Annotated in this window: 26 protein-coding genes; 13 read left to right on the top strand and 13 right to left on the bottom strand. The window is 61.8% G+C overall.

The genetic code is table 11. The features are described 5' to 3' along the window. Positions 1-4: 4 nt before the first annotated feature. Positions 5-202, bottom strand: coding sequence for a DUF2735 domain-containing protein (locus tag ACQY1J_RS09140; protein WP_430251241.1), 198 nt, complete (start codon positions 200-202; stop codon positions 5-7). Between the two features lie 429 nt (positions 203-631). Here ACQY1J_RS09140 and ACQY1J_RS09135 point away from each other — a divergent pair, with 429 nt between their 5' ends. Continuing rightward, positions 632-1,666: a glutamine synthetase beta-grasp domain-containing protein gene (locus tag ACQY1J_RS09135; protein WP_430251240.1), complete on the top strand. Its 1,035-nt coding sequence runs from the start codon at positions 632-634 to the stop codon at positions 1,664-1,666. Positions 1,667-2,282: 616 nt separating this feature from the next. Here the strand turns inward: ACQY1J_RS09135 and ACQY1J_RS09130 are convergent. Then, complete coding sequence (locus ACQY1J_RS09130; RefSeq protein ID WP_184653755.1) at positions 2,283-2,918, bottom strand: TetR family transcriptional regulator C-terminal domain-containing protein; 636 nt, start codon at positions 2,916-2,918, stop codon at positions 2,283-2,285. Positions 2,919-3,171: 253 nt separating this feature from the next. On the opposite strand from ACQY1J_RS09130, the gene ACQY1J_RS09125 reads away from it, so the two are divergent. The 4 genes from ACQY1J_RS09125 to hydA all read left to right on the top strand — a co-directional run bounded on the left by ACQY1J_RS09125 (position 3,172) and on the right by hydA (position 6,674). Beyond that, positions 3,172-4,425, top strand: a complete 1,254-nt coding sequence (locus ACQY1J_RS09125) for a Zn-dependent hydrolase (RefSeq protein ID WP_430251895.1) — start codon at positions 3,172-3,174, stop codon at positions 4,423-4,425. A gap of 208 nt (positions 4,426-4,633) precedes the next feature. Then, positions 4,634-4,846, top strand: coding sequence for an antitoxin MazE-like protein (locus ACQY1J_RS09120; RefSeq protein ID WP_430251239.1), 213 nt, complete (start codon positions 4,634-4,636; stop codon positions 4,844-4,846). Continuing rightward, on the top strand, positions 4,843-5,208 hold the full coding sequence (locus ACQY1J_RS09115) for a type II toxin-antitoxin system PemK/MazF family toxin (protein WP_430251238.1): 366 nt from the start codon (positions 4,843-4,845) through the stop codon (positions 5,206-5,208). The genes ACQY1J_RS09120 and ACQY1J_RS09115 overlap by 4 nt, the downstream gene beginning before the upstream one ends. Positions 5,209-5,219: 11 nt before the next feature. Beyond that, a complete protein-coding gene (gene hydA / locus ACQY1J_RS09110; RefSeq protein WP_430251237.1) occupies positions 5,220-6,674 on the top strand; it encodes a dihydropyrimidinase in 1,455 nt (484 codons plus the stop codon). A 44-nt stretch (positions 6,675-6,718) separates the two neighbouring features. Here the strand turns inward: hydA and ACQY1J_RS09105 are convergent, their stop codons facing one another. Then, on the bottom strand, positions 6,719-7,129 hold the full coding sequence (locus ACQY1J_RS09105; protein ID WP_113165702.1) for a cupin domain-containing protein: 411 nt from the start codon (positions 7,127-7,129) through the stop codon (positions 6,719-6,721). 126 nt (positions 7,130-7,255) lie between these two features. On the opposite strand from ACQY1J_RS09105, the gene ACQY1J_RS09100 reads away from it, so the two are divergent. The 8 genes from ACQY1J_RS09100 (at position 7,256) to ACQY1J_RS09065 (ending at position 17,221) form a co-directional block, all read left to right on the top strand. After that, the gene (locus ACQY1J_RS09100) at positions 7,256-8,038 is read left to right on the top strand and encodes an ABC transporter ATP-binding protein (protein WP_062582706.1); all 783 of its coding nucleotides are present in this window, start codon (positions 7,256-7,258) and stop codon (positions 8,036-8,038) included. A gap of 75 nt (positions 8,039-8,113) precedes the next feature. Next, a complete protein-coding gene (locus ACQY1J_RS09095; RefSeq protein ID WP_430251236.1) occupies positions 8,114-8,449 on the top strand; it encodes a hypothetical protein in 336 nt (111 codons plus the stop codon). Further along, the gene (locus ACQY1J_RS09090; protein WP_430251235.1) at positions 8,449-9,336 is read left to right on the top strand and encodes an ABC transporter permease; all 888 of its coding nucleotides are present in this window, start codon (positions 8,449-8,451) and stop codon (positions 9,334-9,336) included. The genes ACQY1J_RS09095 and ACQY1J_RS09090 overlap by 1 nt, the downstream gene beginning before the upstream one ends. Then, positions 9,333-10,475, top strand: a complete 1,143-nt coding sequence (locus tag ACQY1J_RS09085; protein WP_430251234.1) for an ABC transporter permease — start codon at positions 9,333-9,335, stop codon at positions 10,473-10,475. Before ACQY1J_RS09090 ends, ACQY1J_RS09085 begins: the two co-directional genes overlap by 4 nt. A 55-nt stretch (positions 10,476-10,530) precedes the next feature. Next, the gene (locus tag ACQY1J_RS09080; RefSeq protein WP_062455262.1) at positions 10,531-11,496 is read left to right on the top strand and encodes an ABC transporter substrate-binding protein; all 966 of its coding nucleotides are present in this window, start codon (positions 10,531-10,533) and stop codon (positions 11,494-11,496) included. Between the two features lie 284 nt (positions 11,497-11,780). Continuing rightward, positions 11,781-13,025 carry an efflux RND transporter periplasmic adaptor subunit gene (locus ACQY1J_RS09075; RefSeq protein ID WP_082472011.1) on the top strand — a complete coding sequence of 415 codons (1,245 nt, stop codon included), beginning with the start codon at positions 11,781-11,783 and terminating at the stop codon, positions 13,023-13,025. 10 nt (positions 13,026-13,035) lie between these two features. Continuing rightward, on the top strand, positions 13,036-16,347 hold the full coding sequence (locus ACQY1J_RS09070) for an efflux RND transporter permease subunit (RefSeq protein ID WP_113165708.1): 3,312 nt from the start codon (positions 13,036-13,038) through the stop codon (positions 16,345-16,347). A 187-nt stretch (positions 16,348-16,534) separates the two neighbouring features. Continuing rightward, positions 16,535-17,221, top strand: coding sequence for a Crp/Fnr family transcriptional regulator (locus tag ACQY1J_RS09065; protein ID WP_062455259.1), 687 nt, complete (start codon positions 16,535-16,537; stop codon positions 17,219-17,221). A 107-nt stretch (positions 17,222-17,328) separates the two neighbouring features. Here the strand turns inward: ACQY1J_RS09065 and ureG are convergent, their stop codons facing one another. The 10 genes from ureG to ACQY1J_RS09015 all read right to left on the bottom strand — a co-directional run bounded on the left by ureG (position 17,329) and on the right by ACQY1J_RS09015 (position 23,442). Then, a complete protein-coding gene (gene ureG / locus ACQY1J_RS09060) occupies positions 17,329-17,940 on the bottom strand; it encodes an urease accessory protein UreG (protein ID WP_430251233.1) in 612 nt (203 codons plus the stop codon). A 42-nt stretch (positions 17,941-17,982) separates the two neighbouring features. Continuing rightward, entirely contained in the window at positions 17,983-18,684 is a 702-nt protein-coding gene (locus ACQY1J_RS09055) for an urease accessory protein UreF (RefSeq protein WP_430251232.1), read from the bottom strand. Between the two features lie 6 nt (positions 18,685-18,690). Next, the gene (ureE, locus tag ACQY1J_RS09050; protein WP_430251231.1) at positions 18,691-19,167 is read right to left on the bottom strand and encodes an urease accessory protein UreE; all 477 of its coding nucleotides are present in this window, start codon (positions 19,165-19,167) and stop codon (positions 18,691-18,693) included. Between the two features lie 101 nt (positions 19,168-19,268). Next, positions 19,269-19,952, bottom strand: coding sequence for a TIGR02117 family protein (locus ACQY1J_RS09045; RefSeq protein WP_430251230.1), 684 nt, complete (start codon positions 19,950-19,952; stop codon positions 19,269-19,271). 25 nt (positions 19,953-19,977) lie between these two features. Then, on the bottom strand, positions 19,978-21,687 hold the full coding sequence (gene ureC / locus ACQY1J_RS09040) for an urease subunit alpha (protein ID WP_430251229.1): 1,710 nt from the start codon (positions 21,685-21,687) through the stop codon (positions 19,978-19,980). A gap of 3 nt (positions 21,688-21,690) precedes the next feature. Further along, positions 21,691-22,098, bottom strand: a complete 408-nt coding sequence (locus ACQY1J_RS09035; RefSeq protein ID WP_113109901.1) for a PIN domain-containing protein — start codon at positions 22,096-22,098, stop codon at positions 21,691-21,693. After that, complete coding sequence (locus tag ACQY1J_RS09030) at positions 22,095-22,364, bottom strand: AbrB/MazE/SpoVT family DNA-binding domain-containing protein (protein WP_062455249.1); 270 nt, start codon at positions 22,362-22,364, stop codon at positions 22,095-22,097. Before ACQY1J_RS09030 ends, ACQY1J_RS09035 begins: the two co-directional genes overlap by 4 nt. A gap of 84 nt (positions 22,365-22,448) precedes the next feature. Then, positions 22,449-22,865 (bottom strand): lysozyme inhibitor LprI family protein, encoded by a 417-nt coding sequence (locus ACQY1J_RS09025; protein ID WP_174196334.1) that lies wholly within the window; start codon positions 22,863-22,865, stop codon positions 22,449-22,451. Next, positions 22,862-23,167 (bottom strand): urease subunit beta, encoded by a 306-nt coding sequence (locus ACQY1J_RS09020; RefSeq protein WP_430251228.1) that lies wholly within the window; start codon positions 23,165-23,167, stop codon positions 22,862-22,864. Before ACQY1J_RS09020 ends, ACQY1J_RS09025 begins: the two co-directional genes overlap by 4 nt. A gap of 11 nt (positions 23,168-23,178) precedes the next feature. Beyond that, positions 23,179-23,442 (bottom strand): DUF1272 domain-containing protein, encoded by a 264-nt coding sequence (locus ACQY1J_RS09015; RefSeq protein ID WP_113109899.1) that lies wholly within the window; start codon positions 23,440-23,442, stop codon positions 23,179-23,181. Position 23,443: the final 1 nt, after the last annotated feature.

The following is a 23,443-nucleotide window of genomic DNA, read 5'->3' as shown; positions in this document are numbered from 1 at the left end:
ACGCTCAGCAGGGTTTCGGGCCCTGTTCCGGCTTGGTGTCGACCAACGCACTGCTCACTGCTTCTTCATGATACCAGCAGTGGTCCTGCACCGCGACCGGGTAGGTCCCGACCGGCACCGTTGCGCCGTTCTCGAGACGCATCCGTGGCGTCAATGGAAATTGCAGGATCTGCGCTGTCTCACGATGGATGCCAATAACCATCCTATCGCCTCCTCCTCAATGCGCACTCAAACGCATACCAACCAGAGATATGCACATTTTTTGTGCTTTATGCACTATTTTACATCATTTGCCTGTTTGGCGCTAGGCACGAATGAAAGCAAACGAGCTCAGGGCGATATAGTTTCGTCGGCGGAACTCAGACGCGAAGCAGAACTCCTTGTTTCAAGACCCCCGGTGGGTGCGCGAAAAATCGATTGATTTTCAAACGGGCTGGGATGATGGCGTTACAGTCGTCACCCGCAGACATGTAAGCCCGGCCAATCATACGACTTTTTTATCGGGATTTTCAGGCGACGACAAAAACTGGCACGGTATGTGCGTCCTATGTCTCATGCCCGGGATGCAGCGCTTTCGCGTCGCAGTCTCTGGATGGCTCAACCATGAACACCACGGCCTGAGAGATAAAATATGACCAAGTTTAAGCTCGAGTACATCTGGCTCGACGGTTACACCCCCGTCCCGAACCTGCGTGGCAAGACGCAGATCAAGGAATTCGACAACTTCCCGACGCTGGAACAGCTGCCGCTGTGGGGCTTCGACGGTTCGTCGACCAATCAGGCCGAAGGCCGTTCGTCCGACTGCGTGCTGAAGCCGGTCGCCATCTATCCGGATCCGGCCCGCACCAACGGTGCGCTGGTCATGTGCGAAGTGATGATGCCCGATGGCGTTACCCCGCACGCGTCCAACAGCCGCGCAACCATCCTCGACGACGAAGATGCATGGTTCGGTTTCGAACAGGAATACTTCTTCTACGAAGACGGCCGTCCGCTCGGCTTCCCGGAAAGCGGCTACCCCGCTCCGCAGGGTCCGTACTACACGGGCGTCGGCTACAAGAACGTCGGTTCGGTTGCCCGCGAAATCGTTGAAGAGCATCTCGACCAGTGCCTCGCAGCCGGCATCAACCACGAAGGCATCAATGCCGAAGTGGCCAAGGGCCAGTGGGAATTCCAGATTTTCGGCAAGGGCTCCAAGCGCGCCGCCGACCAGATCTGGATGGCCCGCTACCTGCTTCTGCGTCTGACGGAACAGTACGGCATCGACATCGAGTTCCATTGCAAGCCGCTCGGAGATACCGACTGGAACGGCTCCGGCATGCACTGCAACTTCTCGACCAAGTACATGCGCGAAGTGGGCGGCAAGGAGTATTTCGAGGCGCTGATGGCGCAGTTCGACAAGAACCTGCAGGACCATATCGACGTCTACGGCCCGGACAACCACCTGCGTCTGACCGGCAAGCACGAAACGGCTCCGTGGAACAAGTTCTCCTACGGCGTTGCCGACCGTGGCGCATCGATCCGCGTGCCGCACTCCTTCGTCAACAACGGCTACAAGGGCTACCTCGAAGACCGCCGTCCGAACAGCCAGGGCGACCCCTACGCGATCGCCTCGCAGGTTCTGAAGACGATTTCGGAAGTGCCGCTCGCAAAGTCGGCTGCCGCCTAAGATAAAGCGTCCTCCCAAGGACAACGAAGACGCCGGCCTCGCGCCGGCGTTTTTTTTGTTTCGGGGGTTCTGCACGTGAGGCTTTCCCGGCACGCTCCCCTGGATCGGCACCTCTCCGCCCTCAGGGCTCAGGGCTCACCCCTATCCGCCCTCATCCCCCTCTCCGCACCCTGAACCCTCTCCACACCCTAATCCCTGTGCTCGTCACAGGGATCCAGCAGCGTCGCGTCCGCGGCGCGGAAGGGTCTTCTCAGCCCAAGGACTTCGGCTGACTGGATTCCTGTGACGAGCACAGGAATGAGGGAGTGTGGGAGGGCCGCTCGCGAAGACGGCTGCCGCTTGTGATCCCAAGTCGGCTGTCGCTTAGGACGCTGGAGCCATTGCCGCTTGAGGCGCAAAAGCTCTCTCCACCCTCATCCCTGTGCTCGTCACAGGGATCCAGCAGCGTCGCGTCTGCGGCGCGGGAAGGCTCTCCTTAGCCCAAGGACTTGGGCAGCCTGGATTCCTGTGACAGGCACAGGAATGAGGGAGTGTGTGAGGGACGCCTCGCCAAGACGGCTGCCGCCGGAGATGCAACATCGGCCGCCGCCTGTGACGCAAAGTCCTCCGGGAAGCCCTAGGGCTTCAGCCCCTCGAGAAACAGCCCCTCCAGAAACCGTGCCGCATCCTCGAAACGGTCCTCGCCGTCCTGGTCCTGGCCGAGGACGGCGCGGACCTGGACGTCGAAATCGGCGTAATGTTGCGTGGTGGACCAGATCGAGAAGATCAGGTGATAGGGATCGCAGGTGCGGATCTTGCCGGCTTTCGACCAGGCGCGGATGACGTCGGCCTTTTCATCGACCAGGTCTTTCAGCGGTCCTTTCAGCTCGTCCTCGATATGCGGCGCGCCCTGCAGGATCTCGTTGGCGAAAAGACGGCTTTCGCGGGGGAAATCGCGCGCCATTTCGAGCTTGCGGCGGATATAGGAGCGGATTTCCGATGCAGGATTGCCCGTGGCGTCGAAAGCCCGGAGCGGCTCCAGCCAGGTGGAGAGCACCCGGTCGATCAGCTGGCGGTGTATCGCTTCCTTGGTGCGGAAATAATAGAGCAGGTTCGGCTTCGACATGCCGGCCGCCTCGGCGATCTGGTCGATCGTCGTGCCGCGGAAACCGCTGACCGAAAACACCTCGAGAGCGGCCTCGAGAATGACCTCTTCCTTCTCCTCCTGGATGCGGGTGCGCCGCTGCGTTTTCGCCGCTCGTGGAATGGCCATCCGTATCCTGTCTTGCAGTCCCAAACGCTGATCCAGATTCGTATCACGAGGCCCATTTTCAGGGCATGTGGCGCGAAAATAGGCGAGTATTTTTCGTCATTTACGGCTTGAGTGGCGGTCGGGACATTGTATGTTTTACCAGTCGGTCAAATTATCGATCACAGACAAAACAAACGCAATGCCGATGTTTCAGATCGTGCAAACGTCGGTCTGGAACGCGGCTCAAGCAGGCATAACGGGTGAGGACAGGATGATGGCGGCAGCACCGGGCGAGAACATGCGTGTGAACGGCGACCGGCTGTGGGACATGCTGGAGGAGATGGCGAAGATCGGCCCCGGTATTGCCGGCGGCAACAACCGCCAGACCCTGACCGACGAGGACGGCGAAGGGCGCCACCTGTTCAAGCGCTGGTGCGAAGACGCCGGCATGAGCGTCGGCACCGACACGATGGGCACGATGTTTGCGACCCGCGCCGGAACCGATCCGGATGCGCTGCCGGTCTATATCGGCTCCCACCTCGATACCCAGCCGACCGGCGGCAAATATGACGGTGTGCTCGGCGTGCTGGCGGGGCTCGAAGTCGTGCGCTCGATGAACGATCTCGGGGTGAAGACGAAGCATCCTGTCGTCGTCACCAACTGGGCGAACGAGGAAGGTGCGCGGTTTGCGCCGGCCATGCTCGCCTCCGGTGTGTTTGCCGGTGTTCATTCGCTCGACTACGCCTATAGCCGCAAGGATCCGGACGGCAAGACCTATGGCGAAGAGCTGAAGCGGATCGGCTGGCTGGGCGACGAAGAGGTCGGCGCCCGCAAGATGCATGCTTATTTCGAATATCATATCGAGCAGGGCCCGATCCTCGAAGCCGAGCAAAAGCAGATCGGCGTCGTTACCCACTGCCAGGGCCTGTGGTGGCTGGAATTCACGCTGACCGGCAAGGAAGCGCATACCGGCTCGACGCCGATGGACCGCCGCTGCAATGCGGGGCTCGCGTTCGGCCGCATTCTGGAACTGGTGCAGGACGTGGCGATGGCGGAGCAGCCGGGCGCTGTCGCTGGCGTCGGCCAGGCATTCTTCTCGCCCAATTCCCGAAACGTGCTGCCCGGCAAGGTGGCCTTCACCGTCGACATGCGCACGCCGACGCAGGAAAAGCTCGACCGCATGCGGGCGAAGATCGAGGCTGGCGCAATCGAGATCTGTGAAGCGCTCGGCGTCGGCTGCGCGGTGGAAGCCGTCGGCCATTTCGATCCGGTGACCTTCGATCCGGTTCTGGTCGGGCGCGTGCGCGATGCCGCGGTCAAGCTCGGCTACAGCCACCTGGACATCATCTCCGGCGCCGGCCACGATGCCTGCTGGGCGGCAAGACTGGCACCCTCGACGATGATCTTCTGCCCCTGCGTCGACGGCGTCTCGCACAACGAGGCCGAAGAGATTTCCAAGGACTGGGCGACAGCCGGCTGCGACGTGCTGCTGCATGCGGTGCTGGAAACGGCGGAGATTGTGGCATGAGCCGATCCGAGCTACACTCGAAGCCGGCAGCAAAAGCGGAGCCAGCCGCATGTCAACAGCACCGGAAAACCCTGATTTCGAGCCTCTGCGCACCGTCAGCGCGACGCGGAAGCGCCCGTCCGATGACACGCCGGCCGTCAGCTGCCGCCCGATCCGGAAAACTCGTCCATAGCGCGGCATCGCGCCATCAGTGACAGGAGGCAATGACATGGGCAGGCCACGGGAAGTCTCTGAGGAAGAACGCGCCGAGTTGATCCGCAAGGGCTACCGGCCGATCGAGGTTTGGGTGCCGGATCTCGACAACGAGAGCGTTCGAAGCCAGCTACAGGAAGAGGCCCGGAAGATCGCCAAAGCAGACGAGGCCGAAGGGGTCATGGACTGGCTCGATGCTGTTGGCCCCGCGAATTGGGACAAGCCGTGAAGCTCAAGCGTGGAGATATCGTGATCGCGGTTTTCCCCGGTGAGCTTGGAAAGCCAAGACCTGCCGTCATCCTCCAGCACGACGACCTCAATGAAATCCTCACGACGATCCTGGCATGCCCGATGACGACCCATGTCATCGAGACCCCCTGGCTTCGCCCGATCATCGTGCCCACCATCGACAATGGCTTGCAGGAACTGTCCCAGATCATGTCGGAGAAGATCTCGCCTTTGCGCAGGGAGGTCATCCGGCAGCGGATCGGCCGATTGGACGAACACGATCTGAACCGGCTGGAAGTCGCGTTGCTGCACATTATCGGTCTGACGCACAAGATGCAGTTGCAGGCCAAGTCATCAGAATAAGGGAGCGAGCCATGACCACCATCATCAAGAACGGCACTGTCGTGACAGCCGACCTCACCTACAAGGCGGATGTGAAGATCGAGGGTGGTCGTATCGTCGAGATCGGGCCGGATCTCCGGGGCGAAGAGGTTCTGGATGCGTCAGGCGCCTACGTGATACCGGGCGGGATCGATCCGCATGTGCATCTGGAAATGCCGTTCATGGGCACCTATTCGGCCGATGATTTCGATAGCGGCACGCGGGCGGCGCTTTCGGGCGGCACCACGATGGTGGTCGATTTCTGCCTGCCGGAGCCGGGTCAGTCGCTGCTCGATGCCCTCAAACGCTGGGACAACAAGGCGACCCGCGCCCATTGCGACTATTCCTTCCACATGGCGATCACCTGGTGGGGCGAGCAGGTGTTCGACGAGATGAAGGCGGTGGTGCGCAACCATGGCATCAACACGTTCAAGCACTTCATGGCCTACAAGGGCGCGCTGATGGTCAACGACGACGAGATGTTCGCCTCGTTCTCGCGCTGCGCCGAGCTCGGCGCCCTGCCGCTCGTGCATGCGGAAAACGGCGATATCGTCGCGGCCATGCAGCAGAAACTGATGGACGCGGGCAATGACGGACCCGAGGCGCATGCCTATTCGCGCCCCGCTTCCGTCGAGGGCGAGGCGACCAACCGCGCCATCATCATCGCCGATACCGCGGGCGTTCCGCTCTATGTGGTGCACACGTCCTGCGAACAGGCGCATGAGGCGATCAGGCGCGCGCGCCAGTCGGGCATGCGGGTCTATGGCGAGCCGCTGATCCAGCATCTGACGCTCGACGAGAGCGAATACGCCCATCCGGACTGGGATCATTCCGCCCGCCGCGTGATGTCGCCGCCGTTCCGCGACAAGCGCCACCAGGATTCGCTATGGGCGGGCCTGGCGTCCGGTTCGCTGCAGGTGGTGGCGACCGACCACTGCGCCTTTACGACGGACCAGAAACGCACCGGGCGCGGCGACTTTCGCAAGATCCCGAACGGCACCGGCGGCCTTGAAGACCGCCTGCCGATGCTGTGGACCCACGGCGTCGAGACCGGCCGCATCACCATGAACGAGTTCGTGGCGGTCACCTCCACCAACATCGCCAAGATCTTGAACATCTACCCGAAGAAGGGCGCGATCCTGGTTGGAGCCGACGCGGATATCGTGGTGCTCGACCCGAAGGCCTCAAAGACGATCTCGGCCGCGACCCAGCAATCGGCGATCGATTACAACGTGTTCGAGGGAAAGCAGGTGACCGGCCTACCGCGATTCACGCTGTCGCGCGGCAATGTCGCCTATGCCAATGGCGAGATCCGTACGAAGCCGGGCGACGGCAAATTCGTATCCCGCCCGCCGTTCCCGGCCGTCAGCAAGGCGCTGTCAGCCTGGAAGGAGATCACCGCCCCGCGCAAGGTGGAACGCTCCGGCATCCCGGCATCAGGCGTATGAGCGGCTTGATGACAGCGATACCCCATGGAGCGCAGGCCGGTGGCTCAGTCAACCAGCGCGTCCAGTTCCGGCAGCAGGACCACGCTTTCCTGCTCGTTGGGATCCGTGCGCGCGATGATCGCGGTGCAGGGCGTGCCCGACCGGTTGGCCGGCAGATGCGGAACGCCGGCCGGGATGTACATCAGCTCGCCCGCATGCAGCACGACGTGGTTCTCCAGCCGGTCGCCATACCAGGTGTCGGCGGAGCCGGAGAGCATGTAGATCGCGGTCTCGTGGGTCTCGTGCAGATGCGCCTTGGCTTTTGCCCCCGGCGGAATGGTCAGAAGATGCATGCAGATGCCCTTGGAGCCGACCGTTTCGGCCGAAATGCCCTGCACATAGGTGAGGCCCTGCTTGCCGTCATAGGCAGCGTCGGGCCTGACGATACGGCAGGTCGGTCTTGATGACGTGTCCATTGAAATTCCCCCTCTCCAGCGGAGCCGCGGCCGCCTTCATGGCGCCGACGGCCGGATGTGCAGCTCCATGATACCAGAAAACCCGGCCCTTCAAACGATCAGCCACGCTTACGACGGAGCGCGCCCATGACCTACTCCGTCGTCTCCGCGCGAAAGCTTGGCCTCACCTTCGAGACCGGCGACGGGCCGGTTCATGCGCTGTCTGATGTCGATCTCGACGTGAAGAAGGGCGATTTCGTTTCCTTCATCGGTCCCTCCGGCTGCGGCAAGACGACGTTTTTGCGGGTGATCGCGGATCTGGAACGGGCAACCTCGGGCGAAATCCTCGTCAACGGCATGACGCCGGAGGAAGCGCGCAAGAGCCGCTCCTACGGTTACGTGTTTCAGGCGCCTGCCCTCTATCCCTGGCGGACGATCGAAAACAACATTGCCCTTCCGCTCGAAATCATGGGGTATTCGGCGGCAGAACGCGCAAGCCGCATCGAGCGGACGCTCGATCTGGTCAATCTCTCGGGCTTCGGCAAGAAATATCCGTGGCAACTTTCCGGCGGCATGCAGCAGCGCGCCTCGATCGCCCGCGCGCTCGCCTTCGATGCCGATCTCCTTCTGATGGACGAGCCCTTCGGCGCACTGGACGAGATCGTCCGCGACCATCTGAACGAGCAACTCCTGAAACTCTGGGAGCGGACGCAAAAGACCATCTGCTTCGTCACCCACTCGATCCCCGAGGCGGTCTATCTCTCCACCAAGATCGTGGTGATGTCGCCGAGACCCGGGCGGGTGACCGACGTGATCACCTCGACCCTGCCGAAGGAACGCCCGCTGGATATCCGCGAGACGCCGGAATTCCTGGCGATCGCTCACCGGGTCCGCGAAGGTCTACGCGCGGGGCACAGCTATGAGGAATAGGGATTTGCACTCTTCTCTCACGCTGAAGGCTCGTTCTCTTCAGTCGGCAAAAGGCGTTCATTGGGAGATCTCACCATGAACGCTGCCTTCCTGCTCTGGCTGTGCGGCGCCATGTCGACATTTCTTGCGGCGGCAACCGCCTCGCGCGCCTATATCGCCTCCAGCAACATCCTCCTTCTCCTGCTGTCGCTGGTGCTCTACTGCGTCGGCAACCTGATGATGGTGAAGCTGATGCGCGAGGGCGGGCTGGGGCTCGCCATCTCCGTTTCGGCGATCGCGCAGCTGCTTCTCATCAATGTCATAGCCTTTGCGGTCTTCGGCGAGAAACTGACGCCGCAGCAGCTGGCCGGCGTCGGGCTCGGGGTCGCTGCCATGGTTCTGATGCTGGTTCCGATGGGGGCAAAGGGCTGATGCACAAGGAAACCCTCTTCCGTCACCGCATTCTCCCCGTCGCAACAGTCGTTCTGGTCATCGTCGCGATCTGGTATGTCGGCGCGTATTTTATGAACGCGCCATTCCAGCGCGATCTCGACCGGCGCGCCAATGTGACGTCCACGCCGATGGAATTCCTCGGCAAGACGATGTCGCAGCCGAAACCGATCCTGCCGGCGCCTCATCAGGTGGCGTCGAACGTTTTCGAGAACACCTTACTGCGCAAGGTAAACTCCAACCGCAGCCTCGTCTACCACGCCTGGGTTACGCTCTCCTCGACGCTTGCGGGCTTCGGCTTCGGAACGCTTCTCGGCATCCTCATCGCGGTCGGCATCGTGCATGTCAGAGCGCTTGACCGCAGCCTGATGCCGTGGATCATTGCCTCGCAGACCGTGCCGATCCTCGCCGTCGCCCCGATGGTGATCGTCACGCTCGGCGCGATCGGCATTTCCGGTCTGGTGCCGAAGGCAGTGATCTCCACCTACCTCTCGTTCTTCCCCGTCGCAGTCGGTATGGTGAAGGGCCTGCGCTCGCCGGAACTGATCCAGCTCGATCTGATGCGCACCTATCATGCCAGCGCCGCACAGACTTTCTGGAAGCTGCGTGTCCCCGCCTCGGCGCCGTTCCTGTTTACCTCGATGAAGGTGGCGATTGCCGCAAGCTTGGTCGGTGCCATCGTTGGCGAGCTGCCGACCGGTGCTGTCGCCGGCATCGGCTCGAAGCTTCTCGCCGGCGCCTATTACAGCCAGACGATCGATATCTGGGCGGCGCTGGTGGCGGGCTCCGTGCTCGCATCGCTTCTGGTCGCAGTCGTCGGGATCGCCGGAAAGATCGTCAACCGCAACATGGGAGGAAAGCCGACATGAGCGCATCTCTGCGAACCTCCCTCCTCCAGTCATGGCAGGGCTGGCTATCGCTGGTGCTGTCGCTCGCAGCGCTTGCGGCCCTGCCGCTCCTCGATCCCGATGCGGTGACACGTTTTGCACCGATGACGCTGTGTGCGATTTTCGCCCTGTCCATTGCAGGCGCGGTCGTTTCGTTTCTGCCGCTGCCGCCCCTGTTTCTCGCGGCCGCGATTTTCGTCTTCTGCCACCTCTCGACCGGCATCCTGGTTTCAGGCCTCGCCGGAAACGAGGGCAAGGCGGCGACGGCGTTCTTCCTGATGATCGCGGCCAACTGGCTGCTGGCATGGCGCTGCGTCAGCCTGTTGTCGGAGATCCGGACCCGTTCCAGGTTCGCGGACGGACTGCTGGGGCTTGCGATCCCGGCGATCTTCGGCGCGTGGCTGCTGATCCTGTGGGAAGCGCTCACCCGCGGCTTCGGCGTGCCGTTCATCCTCCTGCCGCCGCCCTCCTCGATCGGGCTGCGGATTGCAGCGTCGCTGTCGATCCTCTGGGCGGACATCCAGCAGACCATCTTCAAGGCGGTGCTGGCGGGGTACATCCTCGGCTGCAGCGCGGGCTTCGTGGTGGCGATCCTGGCCGACCGCTTCGCCTTCCTGCGCGCAGGACTGATGCCGATCGGCAATCTGATGTCGGCGCTGCCGATCATCGGCGTCGCACCGGTCATGGTCATGTGGTTCGGTTTCGACTGGCAGTCGAAGGCCGCCGTCGTCACGATCATGACCTTCTTCCCGATGCTGGTGAACACGGTGGCCGGGCTTTCCGCCTCCGGAACGATGGAGCGTGACCTGATGCGCTCCTATGCGTCGGATTACCGGCAGACGCTGATGAAGCTCAGGCTTCCGGCCGCCATGCCCTTCATCTTCAACGCGCTGAAGATCAATTCCACCCTGGCGCTGATCGGCGCCATCGTCGCGGAATTCTTCGGCACGCCGATCGTCGGCATGGGCTTTCGCATCTCCACCGAGATCGGGCGCATGAATGTCGACATGGTCTGGGCCGAAATCGCGGTTGCGGCGCTCGCCGGATCGCTCTTTTATGGCGTCGTCGCCCTTGCCGAGAGAGCAACGACATTCTGGCATCCGTCTAACCGTGGGGGTTAGTCGCTGACGATCCGCATCCCGAAAACGGGGGCGGCAACAAAAGAGGGAAACGACGATGAAAAAGATGATCATGGCGCTGATGGCGGGAGCGTTCTCGCTCGCTGCATCCAATGCATTCGCCGCCGACAAGCTGACGCTGCAGCTGAAATGGGTCGCCCAGGGCCAGTTCGGCGGTTATTTCGTGGCCAAGGACAAGGGCTTCTACGAGGAGGAAGGCCTTGACGTGACGATCAAGCCGGGTGGTCCCGATATCGCTCCGGAACAGGTGATCGCCGGCGGCGGCGCCGACGTGATCGTCGACTGGATGGGCGGCGCGCTGGTTGCCCGCGAAAAGGGCGTACCGCTGACCAACATCGCCCAGCCTTTCGCCAAGTCCGGTCTCGAGCTGATTTGCCCGAAGGACGGCCCGGTCAAGACGGAAGCCGATTTCAAGGGCAAGACGCTCGGCGTCTGGTTCTTCGGCAACGAGTATCCATTCTTTGCCTGGATGAACAAGATCGGCTTGAAGACCGAGGGCGGTACGGATGGCGTGACGGTTCTGAAGCAGAGCTTCGACGTCCAGCCGCTGATCCAGAAGCAGGCGGACTGCATCTCCGTCATGACCTATAACGAATACTGGCAGGCGATCGACGCCGGCTTCAAGGCCGAAGATCTGGTCGTCTTCAACTATACCAAGCTCGGCAACGACCTTCTGGAAGACGGGCTCTACGCTCTCGACACAAAGCTGGCCGATCCAAAGTTCAAGGAGAACATGGTCAAGTTCGTGCGCGCTTCGATGAAGGGCTGGAAATACGCGATCGAGAACCCGGAAGAAGCAGCAGAGATCGTCATGGACAATGGCGGCCAGGACGAGAACCACCAGAAGCGCATGATGGGCGAAGTGGCAAAGTTGATCGGCGACGGCAAGCTGGACATGGCGACCTATGAGCGCACGGTAAAGGCGCTGCTCGACCAGAAGATCATCACCAAGCAGCCGGATGGTGGCTACACGACCGATGTAACGACCGCCGCTCTTAAATAAGCAGGGCCTGATCGAGCCGATCTAACCTGCCGAAAACAGTATATGCCCGGCGCGCTGCCGGGCATATTTTATGGAGCGGTAACCATCACTGATCTTGGTCTTGGCATTTCCGCGAGCAGATTGATTTGCGGCGACGGAAGCCGTAAAAACACGGGACATGAATTTGTCGGGTGACGGACTTGTGGCGGCTTTGGGTCGTCACCACCTCATCAGGAACTGCGCAGGGAGGGGCGCGGATCCCGGACAGCGAAATAAAGACCCTCTGGTGCATCGGAAGTCGTCGCATGTTTCGCATTTCGTCAAAGCTCGCGTTGTTGGCGGCGTCCCTCGCCCCTGCCCTGATCACGCTCCTCGCCTTTCCGGCATTGGCGCAGCAAGCACAGCCGACCGCACCGCAGAAGAACCTTCCGTCGATCATCGTGACCGAGGCCAAAACCCGCCCCATGACCGATCGGGTCATCGCGACCGGTACGATCCGCCCGATCGAGGAAATCTACATCCAGCCTCTGGTCGACGGTCTCTCTATCCGCAGCGTCGATGCCGATGTCGGCGACGAGGTGAAGCAGGACGCGGTTCTCGCAACCCTCAACGACGACTCGCTCATTCTGCAAAAAAGCCAGCTTGAGGCAAACAGGGCCAAAGCCGAGGCCGGCGTCGCGCAATACAAGGCGCAGGTGATCGAGGCCGAAGCCAATCTGGCCGACGCCATCCGCCAGCGCGACCGCACCAGAAAACTCGGACAAAACGGCACGAGCAGCCAGAGCCAGGTCGAACAGACGCAGGCTCAGGTTGAAGTCGCCGAAGCACGGCTGAACGCGGCGAAACAGGCCGTTTCCGTCGGTGAGGCCGACGTCAAGGTCGTCGATGCGCAGATCAAGGACGTCGACCTCAACCTTGCCCGCACCGGCGTCAAAAGCCCGGTTGATGGCGTCGTCACGGCCAAGAATGCGCGGATCGGCGCGATTGCCGCCGGCGCCGGCGAACCGCTCTTCACCATCATCAAGGACGGCGCGATCGAACTCGTGGCCGATCTTTCGGAAACAGACATCCAGAAGGTGAAGCTCGGCCAGAAGGCGATCATCACCATTGCCGGCGGCACACGCAAGATCGAAGGCAAGGTGCGGATCGTTTCGCCCTCCGTCGATGCGACCACCCGCCTCGGCGCCGTGCATATCGTCGTCGATGACGAGAGTGGTGCCCGATCGGGCATGTATGGCAGTGCGGAGATCGTCATCACCGAAACGACGGCGCTGGCCCTGCCGCTCTCGGCCGTGACCACCGCGCCGTCGGGCTCGGTCACCCGCAAGGTGGACGGCGATACCGTCAAGCAGGTCAAGATAGAAACCGGCATTCAGGACGGCGGCTTCATCCAGATCGTCAGTGGCATTGCCGAGGGCGACCGGGTCGTCGCCAAGGCCGGCGCATTCGTGCGCGACGGCGACAAGATCAACCCGGTCCTGCCGGGCTCAAAGGCTGGCGCCGACAAGGCCGAAGCTGACCGGGCCCCGCCCGCCGCCGTTTCGAATTGAGGACGCGAAGATGAACTTCTCCGCCTGGTCCATCCGCAACCCGATCGCACCGCTCCTCGGCTTTGCCCTGTTGCTGTACGTCGGCATCCAGTCCTTCTATGCGCTGCCGATCACCCGCTTCCCGAATATCGACGTGCCCGTTGTTTCCGTCACCGTCGTCCAGTCCGGCGCATCGCCTGCCGAACTGGAAGTACAGGTGACCAAGGAGATCGAGGATGCCGTCGCCTCGATCAGCGGCATCGACGAAGTCCAGTCCACCATCACCGATGGCCAGTCGCAGACGGTCGTCGTCTTCCGCATCGAAAAGCCCACGCCGGAAGCGGTGCAGGATACCAAGGACGCGATCGACAAGATCCGCGGCGACCTGCCGGCCGGCATCGAGGAACCGATCGTCACCAAGGTCGATGTCGAAGGACAGGCGATCCAGACATTCGCCGTCTCATCGCCCAACATGACGCTCGAGGAACTCTCGTGGTTCGTCGACGACACGGTGACGCGGGCGCTGGAAGGCCAGGCCGGGATCGGCCGGATCGACCGTTACGGCGGCTCCGATCGCGAAGTGCGCGTCTCGCTCAATCCCGCCAAGCTCGATGCCTATGGCATCACGGCGGCCGACGTGAACCAGCAGATCCGCGGCACCAATGTCAATCTCGGCTCCGGCCGCGGCCAGGTTGCCGGCAACGAACAGACGATCCGAACGCTCGGCGATGCCCGCGATGTGGCGCAACTGGCCGAGACGTCGATCAGCCTTTCCAACAATCGTTTCGTGCGGCTGTCGGAACTCGGCACCGTCACCGATACCTATGAGGAGCAGAAATCCTTCTCGCGCTTCAACGGCACGCCGGCCGTCACCTTCGCCGTCTTCCGCGCGAAGGGTGCAAGCGAAGTCTCCGTCGCCGAAACCGTGGCGGAAAGCCTCGACGGCGTGCGCAAGGCGCATCCAGACGTTGCGATCGCCATGGTCGACGACTCCGTCTATTTCACCTACGGCAATTACGAAGCAGCCCTTCACACGCTGGTGGAAGGCTCGATCCTTGCCATCATCGTCGTCATGCTGTTCCTGCGCAACTGGCGCGCAACGCTGATCGCAGCCGTCGCCCTGCCGCTGTCGGCGATCCCCACCTTCTGGGTCATGGACTTGATGGGCTTCTCGCTCAACCTTGTCTCGTTCCTGGCGCTGACGCTTGCGACCGGTATTCTGGTGGATGACGCGATCGTCGAGATCGAAAACATCGCCCGCCATATCAAGATGGGCAAGACGCCATACAAGGCCGCACTCGAGGCGGCCGACGAAATCGGGCTCGCCGTCATCGCGACCAGCTTCACCATCATCGCCGTGTTCGTGCCCGTTTCCTTCATGCCGGGCGTTCCCGGACAGTATTTCATCCAGTTCGGCCTGACCGTCGCCTTCTCGGTCTTCTTCTCGCTGGCGGTCGCGCGCCTGATCACGCCGCTGATGGCGGCCTATCTGATGCGCGCCGAAGACGGGATGGAAGACCATCACGACAATGACGGCTGGATCATGCGCGCCTATACGCGCCTCGTCACCGGCACGACCCGCAAATGGTACTGGCGCTATGCGACGCTTCTTGGCGCCATCGCCTTCCTCGCCGGCTCGCTCATGCTGCTGAGCAAGGTGCCCGGCAGCTTCCTGCCGCCCGACGATTCCTCGCGCGTCGTTCTCTCCGTCGAGCTGCCGCCCAATGCGACACTGGAAGAGACCGCCGAGACGTCTGAAAAGATCGACCGCGCGGTTCGCGATATCGACGGCGTCGAAAGCGTCTTCGTGCTCGGTGGCGCATCGCCCAAGGGCGATCTCGAACTGCGTCGTTCGACCGTTCGTGTCATCCTCGAAAACATCGACCATTCGCTGATCAAGACGCTGGTCAACAAGGGGCTGGGCAGCCTGCCGCTGATCGGCTCTTCTTTGCCGAAAATGGAAGAACATGGCCGTACCCGTCCGCAATGGGACGTGGAAAAGGACATTTTTGCCGCAATCCGCGATATCCCGGACGTGCGTATCTCGAAGGTCAACGACCGTGCCGAGCGCGAACTAGCGTTCAACTTCCTCTCCGACAACGAGGCGGACCTGAACGATGCGATCGGGCTCCTGGAATCGCGCCTGCGCGCTTCGCCGATCCTTGCCAATGTTTCCTCCGACGGCGCCCTGCCCCGGCCGGAACTGCAGATCCGTCCGCGCATGGCGGAAGCCGCGCGCCTCGGCATTACGCCGCAGCAGATCTCCGAAACGGTGCGCGTCGCGACCATCGGCGATATCGACGCCAATCTCGCCAAGATCAACCTGGATGACCGGCAGATCCCGATCCGTGTCCAGACCTCACTCGATGTGCGGCGTGATCTAGCAGCGATCAAGGCGTTGAAGCTGAGGACCGCAAGCGGTGCCACGGTGCCACTCACCAGTGTTGCCGACGTGGATTATTCGGAAGGCCCGAGCTCGATCACGCGCAACGACCGCAACCGCGTCGTGGCGATCGGCTCGGATGTGCCCTTCGGCACGGCACTCGACACGTCGTCGGCCGAGTTCAAACGCATCGTCGACGAAACCAACCTTCCGCCATCCGTTCGGCTGGCCGAAAGCGGCGACGCCAAGGTGCAGGCGGAAATGACCCAGAGCTTCGGCAATGCCATGCTGATGGGCCTGCTTCTGGTTCTGGTCGTGCTGATCCTGCTGTTCAAGGACGTCATCCAGCCGCTGACCATCCTATTCTCGCTGCCGCTTGCGATCGGCGGCGTGGCGGTGGCGCTGATCGTCACCCAGAACGCGCTGTCGATGCCGGTTCTGATCGGTATCCTGATGCTGATGGGGATTGTCACGAAGAACGCCATCCTGCTCGTGGATTTCGCCATCGAGATGAAACGCCACGGACTGGAGCGTGTTCACGCGATGGTCGAAGCCGGCCGCAAGCGCGCCCGCCCGATCATCATGACGTCTATCGCCATGTCGGCCGGCATGTTGCCCTCGGCGATGGGTATCGGCGAAGGCGGATCGTTCCGCGCCCCGATGGCAATCGCCGTGATCGGCGGCATCATCGTTTCCACCGTCCTGTCGCTCCTCGTTGTCCCCGCCTTCTTCCTCATTATGGACGATCTTTCCGGCCTGCTCGGGCGGATCTTCGGTCGCTTGGTCGGCAAGAAAGAAGAGGAGGATTTCGGCCTTTCCAACGAGGAACTGACCCAGGAGAACCGTGACCTCGGAGAGCGGCTTCGCCGGCTGGAACGCGAAAACGGCATCGACCACGATATGCTCAGCGCCTCTGGCGGCGCCAAGGTCCTGCGGCTTCCGCCTATGGCTGCGGAGTAAAATCACCGGTCCGAGCAAGCGATTCCGGGTGGGGCAGAAGACGTCGAAGGGTGCGGAAATGCAAAAGCGCATCCCGACCGCAAAGAATCTTGGACGATTTGATCGACGTCAAAACGCGCTTCGGAGCACGTGTTAATTTAGAATAATTACATTCTAGGAAGCTCCCCGCCAGAAAAGAAGAACGGACATGGGCAACGGCGACATCAAACTCAACAATCGCGACCGCGCGGTTCTCATGAAAACGCCTTTCATGCACGGCCTGACCGGTAACTCGCTGGTCAAGATGCTGTCGGCGATGAGTGTCGAGACAGTGTCCGCCCGTGACCTCATCGTGCGAGAGGGCCAACGTGCCGAAGCGTTTTACTGTGTGCTGAATGGCTATGTCCGCCTCTACCGGCTGAGCCGAGACGGGCGCGATGCGGATATCCGCATTTCCGCACCGGGAGATACGTTCGGCGAGTGCATGCTTTATGCGGACCGGAAGTATCCCTTTTTCGCCCAGGCCGCAGAGACCTGCACGCTGGTGCGTTTCGACCTGCAGACGGTGAAGGATCTGGCCGAAGAGGATCCCGGTATTTCCCGCGCCGTGATGACGACCCTGTCGCGTCATCTGATCAGCACGATGGACTGTGTTGCCAACGACCGGCTGTTCACGGCGCCGCAACGGGTGGCAAACTACATTCTCAGCCGCTGCCCGGTTGACGGTGGACCAGCAGCGATCCGCCTGCCGTTCCAGAAAAGCCTGCTCGCCGGCATGCTGGGACTGGCTCCCGAAGCCCTGTCGCGCGCCTTTTCGTCCCTGCGCAAGACAGGCGTCACGGTTCGCGGCCGCATCATCCAGGTGGTGGACGTACAGGCGCTGCGGGAAATCTGAACCGTCGAAGCAAGTAACCCGGGAGGCCGGTCTGAGCAGGCCGGCCACTCGCGTCAGCATGGCTTGCCTCAAAGGGTGAGGAAACCGCAGACCTCGTCATTGCGATCTCACAGCCCGCCGTGGGTCTCCAGAAACCGCACCACATGCTCGACGCCCTCGCCGCGCTTGAGGTCGGTAAAGACATGCGGCTTCATCTCGCGCATCCGCGAAGCATCCCTGTCCATCACGTCGATATCGACATCGACATAGGGTGCCAGATCCTTCTTGTTGATGATCAGGAGATCGGAGCGGGTGATACCAGGCCCGCCCTTGCGCGGAATTTCCTCGCCCTGGCAGGTGGAGATCACGTAGATTGTGATATCGGCGAGATCAGGAGAAAACGTGGCCGCCAGATTGTCGCCGCCGGATTCGATGAACACGATGTCGAGATCGGGAATGCGCTCGTTGAGACCGGCGATCGCCTGAAGATTGATCGTCGCATCCTCGCGGATCGCCGTATGCGGACATCCGCCCGTCTCGACGCCGACGATCCGGTCCGACGACAGCGCCTGCATCCGCACCAGCGCTTCGGCATCCTCTTTCGTGTAGATATCGTTGGTGACGACGGCGACCGAATATTTGTCGCGCATCGCCTTGCAGAGCTTTTCGGTCAGCGCCGTCTTACCGGAGCCGACCGGCCCGCCGATCCCGACGCGAAGCGGTCCGTTTGCCGATTTCATGAGGACATTCCTTTCGATTGCTGGAGTAGCTTATCCCGGTCGCTACGAGCGGAACAGCCGCGAGTGCTGTGTTTCGTGGCGAAGCGAAGCGATCTCCGCCTGCACGGCGGCACCGCCGAGATCATCGAGCGTCGCGCCTTGCGCCTTCTCCGCGACATCGCCGACCACAGCTTCAAGACCAGCGAGTATCCCGACGCCATGAGCCTGCCCACAAACCCCGAGCCGGATGCCGGCCGAGACCGACTGCGACACCGCCGCATGCAGATAGGCAGCAATGGCGCTCGTCTTCGGCACGCCGTGGGCCGCAGCGATGGCGCCGACCGCAACCGGAAACGGCACCTGCTTCGGCAAAAGCTGCAGCACAGGATGCGGCCACGCGATCGCTGCCGTGACAAAGGCCTGACCGAGCGACAGAGTTTCCGCATGACGCTCGGCGGAACCTGCCAGCGCCAGACCGAGTTCGGACAGGTCCTGCAACGCGTCCCGCTGATCGACAGCCTCGAACGCGCTCGAAAACAGAACCGCATCGTTCCACAGCGAACCGTGCTTGAGAATGGTTTCGAGCCAGGATGTGAGATCGGGCACCGATGTCACCAGCCGATCCGCCACCGCGCGTTCCAGCCCGCCCGACCAGGCAAAGCCGCCGATCGGGAACGCTGGGGACAGCCACGCCATCAGCCGGAGCAGAGCCTTCGTATCGAGCCCCTGCCCAAGCTGTCCCTGCACACCCACGCCTTCCGTCATGCCGGTTCAGTCATGGGCATGATGACCGTGACTGCCGTGATCGTGGCCGCCATGCGCGTGATAGGCACCACGGGCCGGCTGGAAGGGTTCTTCGATATCGGTGACGGTCGCGCCGAGGCCCTGCAGCATGGAACGGATGACGTGATCGCGCAGGATGAGGATACGACCCTCCTCGATCTGTGCCGACAGATGCCGGTTGCCGAGATGCCAGGCAAGCTCGATCAGGTGCAGCGGATCGCGCGCCTTGACCTCGAACAGCTTTTCCGGCGCCGCCTGAACTTCCACCGTATCCCCGTTTTCGAGCACCAGCCGGTCGCCATGGTGAAACAGCACGGCTTCCTTGAGATCGAGCATCACCATGTCACCATTCGACAAATGCAGCAGCTTGCGGCGCAGGTGCCGCAGATCGTGCGGCAAGGTGACGACATCCACCGGCGGATCGCTGATTTCACCGGCGGGACGATAGGAATGGATATGCTGCATGAAAAGTCTCCTTGAAGGCGGCATAATCACCAAGCGTGACGCTCGGCACAAGGCCTAGTTACGCTCCCGGCTGCAAAATCAGAGGCCGAAAACATATGTCGTCAGTTGTAAAGTCGGAGCGACAGCGCCAGCAGTTGCGGCAGCGGATTCCACAGCCCCGTGCGTAGCCCCGCCGCCCTCAGCGCCCTTGCTGTCCAGGTGTTGCAGCCGACAAGCGCGTTGAACGATCCATGCGCTTCGAAGAAGCGGTCATAGACGCCGTAGCCTGCCCCGGGGATGGGTACGACCTTGTTATCCACCTCTACGAAACTGGCACGAATGAAGTCGGACATCGCCTGGAATTGGTCGGCATCGAGCTCGAACGCCTGCACGGCCGGATGCGTTTCGTCGATGCCGCCGGCGACATCAACATGCATGACCGAGGAATCGATGGTGAGCGCGCGGAATGCGGGCATCGGCTTGAGATCGGCCCAGGTCGGCGTTTCCAGATAGAAGGACCGCCCTCCCCAGCCGATCACCAGCCATTCTGCCGCGGGATCGGCGACGGGAATTCCTGATGCTTCCAGAAACGCATAAGACGCCCGCGTTTCCGCATCGAGCGGAATGACGAGATCCGTATGGATCGGATTGGAAAGCACCAGGATCCGGCGCGTGTTTTCACCAGCGACCGGGCGATCCGGCGCAAACAAAGGCCGCGGCACGAATGTGCCGACGGCGACCGCCAGCATGATCAGGATAGCGATGAGCGGGATTGCCAGCAGGAACCGTCTTGCAAGCTTCCTCATGCGACGGTTCCGTCAAGGTATTCCATCAAAACAGGAAATACCGCTGTGCCATCGGCAGGACCGTTGCCGGTTTACAGATGAGGAGCTCTCCATCGGCGCGCACTTCGTAGGTTTCCGGATCGACCTCCACATGCGGCGTCAGTGAATTGTGGATCATCGACGCTTTCGAGATGCCGCCACGGGTGTTGCGCACAGCCAATAGCTTTTTTGCGACCCCCAGCCTGCCGACGATGCCGCCATCGAGCGATGCCTGGGAGACGAAGGTGACGGAGGAATTGGTGCGCAGCTTGCCATAGGCTGCAAACATCGGGCGATAATGCATTGGCTGCGGCGTCGGGATCGATGCGTTTGGATCACCCATCGGTGCTGCCGCAATCGAGCCGCCGAGCAGCACCATTTCCGGCTTTACGCCGAAAAAGGCAGGGCTCCAGAGCACCAGATCGGCGCGCTTGCCGACTTCGACCGAGCCGATTTCATGGCTGATGCCGTGCGCGATCGCGGGGTTGATCGTGTATTTGGCGATATAGCGTTTGACGCGGAAATTGTCGTTGTCGCCGGTTTCGTCGGCCAGATGGCCGCGCTGGCGCTTCATCTTGTCGGCCGTCTGCCAGGTGCGGATGGCAACTTCGCCGACGCGGCCCATCGCCTGGCTGTCCGACGAGATGATCGAGAAGGCGCCGATATCGTGCAGGATGTCTTCGGCAGCGATCGTCTCCTTGCGGATGCGGCTTTCGGCAAAGGCGATGTCTTCCGGTATCGACGGCGACAGGTGGTGGCAGACCATCAGCATATCGAGATGTTCGGCCAGCGTGTTGATCGTGTAGGGCCGCGTCGGATTGGTCGAGGACGGAATGACGTTGGGATTGCCGCAGATCTTGATGATGTCAGGCGCGTGACCGCCGCCGGCCCCTTCCGTGTGGAAGGCATGGATGGTGCGGCCCTTGATGGCGCCGATCGTGTCTTCCACGAAGCCGCTTTCGTTGAGCGTATCGGTGTGGATCATCACCTGCACGTCGAAGGCATCGGCAACCGTCAGGCAGTTGTCGATAGCGGCCGGCGTCGTGCCCCAGTCCTCGTGAAGCTTCAGCGAGGACGCGCCGGCAAGGATCATCTCCTCGAGAGGCGCCGGCAGCGAGGCATTGCCCTTGCCGGCCAGCGCGAGGTTCATCGGAAACGCGTCGAAGCTCTCGATCATGCGCTCGATATGCCAGGCGCCGGTGCAGGTCGTTGCAAGCGTACCGTGCGCCGGTCCCGACCCGCCACCAAGCATCGTCGTGATGCCCGACATCAGCGCTTCCTCGATCTGCTGCGGGCAGATGAAATGGATATGCGCATCCATGCCGCCGGCGGTCAGGATCTTGCCTTCGCCGGCAATCGCCTCGGTGGATGGTCCGACGATGATCGTCACGCCCGGTTGCGTATCCGGATTGCCCGCCTTGCCGATCGCATGGATCCGGCCGTCCTTCAGACCGACATCGGCCTTGTAGATGCCGGAGTGATCGACGATCAGCGCATTGGTGATGACAGTATCGACAGCGCCCTCGGCCCGCGTTGCCTGGCTCTGTCCCATGCCGTCACGAATGACCTTGCCGCCGCCGAACTTGACCTCCTCGCCATAGACGGTGAAATCCTTCTCGACTTCGATGATGAGTTCGGTATCGGCAAGCCGCACCTTGTCACCGGTGGTCGGGCCGAACATGGAAGCATAGGACGCGCGGGACATTTTGTAGGGCATGGATCAGACTTCCTGAGAAAGCAGAATGAAAGGCATGTTCTTGGCGGCGGCGTGGTCGAGTGTCACGGTTGGTGACGCGCCGGCAGCCGTGTTGAGTTCGGCAATAAAGTAATCCGCAAAACCGGCAGTTCCCGTCCTGAACGACGCAAGCGCTCTGACCACCGCATCAGCGTCGCCGATGACAAGACGATCGGACGAGATAAGTCCTTCGATAAGGCTGGCCAGTCGTTCGCGATCGTAACCGGTTTTGCGACGAAGTACCCAGACGAGTTCAACCAGCGTGATGGGATTGATGAACCCCGGCCGGCTCGTGGAAAGTCTTTCGTGAAAAAATTGCGCCACCCGTGGCGACCAAAGAGGGTCATCGTCCAGAAAATATCGAGCAAGAATATTGGTATCGAGACCGATCAAGGATCATCCTCCGAGCGACTGGGAGACGTTCGGCGGGCGACCGTCTCTGTGATCGCCTCCTCGATATCCATTGGCGGGCCGTCGTGCTTGCCGAAGATGCCGCGCAAATGCGCGAGATCGCTCTTCTTCGCCTCGACGGTGACCTTGCCCTCGTCATCAACGATGAACTGCAGCGAGCCCCCAGGCTTCAGGCCGAGCGCCTGACGCACCTCGACCGGGATCGTTGCTTCTCCATCCGTCGATGTTTTGGCTTCGAACCTGCCCATTATCGTGCTCCGGCGCTATCGAAAGCGCCTAGTTTACCGCAAAAATTCCTGCCTAACCAATGTCGCTTCTGGCGCAAAAAAGGCTCAGTTCCCCTCTTCCGTCAGCTCCTTCAGCTCGTCCGTCCGCTTCGCAGTCAGCCCCGCCTGGCAGCCATAGATCAGCATCGGTTCCATCGAGCCGCCGCGGGCCTGGAAGCCGTAGGAGGCGCATTGGGCGTCGCGGTAGGCGACCCAGGCGCGTTGCGCTGCGACGAGGGCTTTCTCCGCACCTGCCGTGGAGGGATCGGCATCCGCATCACGGGCCCGCATCAGGTCGCGGGTCTTCTTGTATTGAGTGTTGAGAAGCTTGTCCGCGGCGATGAATTCCTGCTCGGCGCAGTAGGTCAGTTCCATCTGGACCTGGGCGTTGTCGCAGTCCACGTCCGGCCTGTCCTCGCCGGATGCCGGAGCATCGATCAGGAGCACGCAGCCACAGGCGGCCAGAAGCGCCAGCGATTTCATAGGGCACCCATGATCTTCTGCTGGAACCCGTAGACCTTGCGGGCGCCGGACAGCGGGATCAGCGTGATCGACCGGGTCTGACCCGGTTCGAAGCGAACGGCGGTGCCGGCGGGGATATCGAGCCGCATGCCGCGCGCCTTGTCGCGAACGAACGCAAGTCCGTTATTGATCTCGAAGAAATGGTAGTGGCTGCCCACCTGCACCGGCCGGTCGCCGGTATTGGAAACCTCGATCGAGATCGTCGGGGCGTCGACATTGAGTTCGATCTCGCCTGCAACGGTAAAGACTTCACCGGGTATCATGGTCCACCTCCTCAGGCGCTCAATGCTAATTTTGGCTGGCAGCCTTCGGCCTTCAGAACACGCACCGTCGAGGCCGGATTGTTGACGAGTGCAGCAGCCGGGCGCACCGGACGACGCACCAGTTCACCATTGCAATTCGGGCAGATACCGGCAAGCACGCTCGTAGCGCAATCGATGCAATAGGTGCATTCGAACGTGCAGATCATCGCCTCGCGGCTGTCGGGCGCGAGATCCTTGTCGCAGCATTCGCAGTTGGGGCGCAGTTCGAGAGCCATG

It is taken from the genome of Neorhizobium sp. DAR64860/K0K1 (assembly GCF_050500205.1).
GTDB classification, from domain to species: domain Bacteria; phylum Pseudomonadota; class Alphaproteobacteria; order Rhizobiales; family Rhizobiaceae; genus Neorhizobium; species Neorhizobium soli.
The sequence above is the reverse complement of the archived record's forward strand: the minus strand, read 5'-3'. Positions and strand labels throughout refer to the sequence as shown.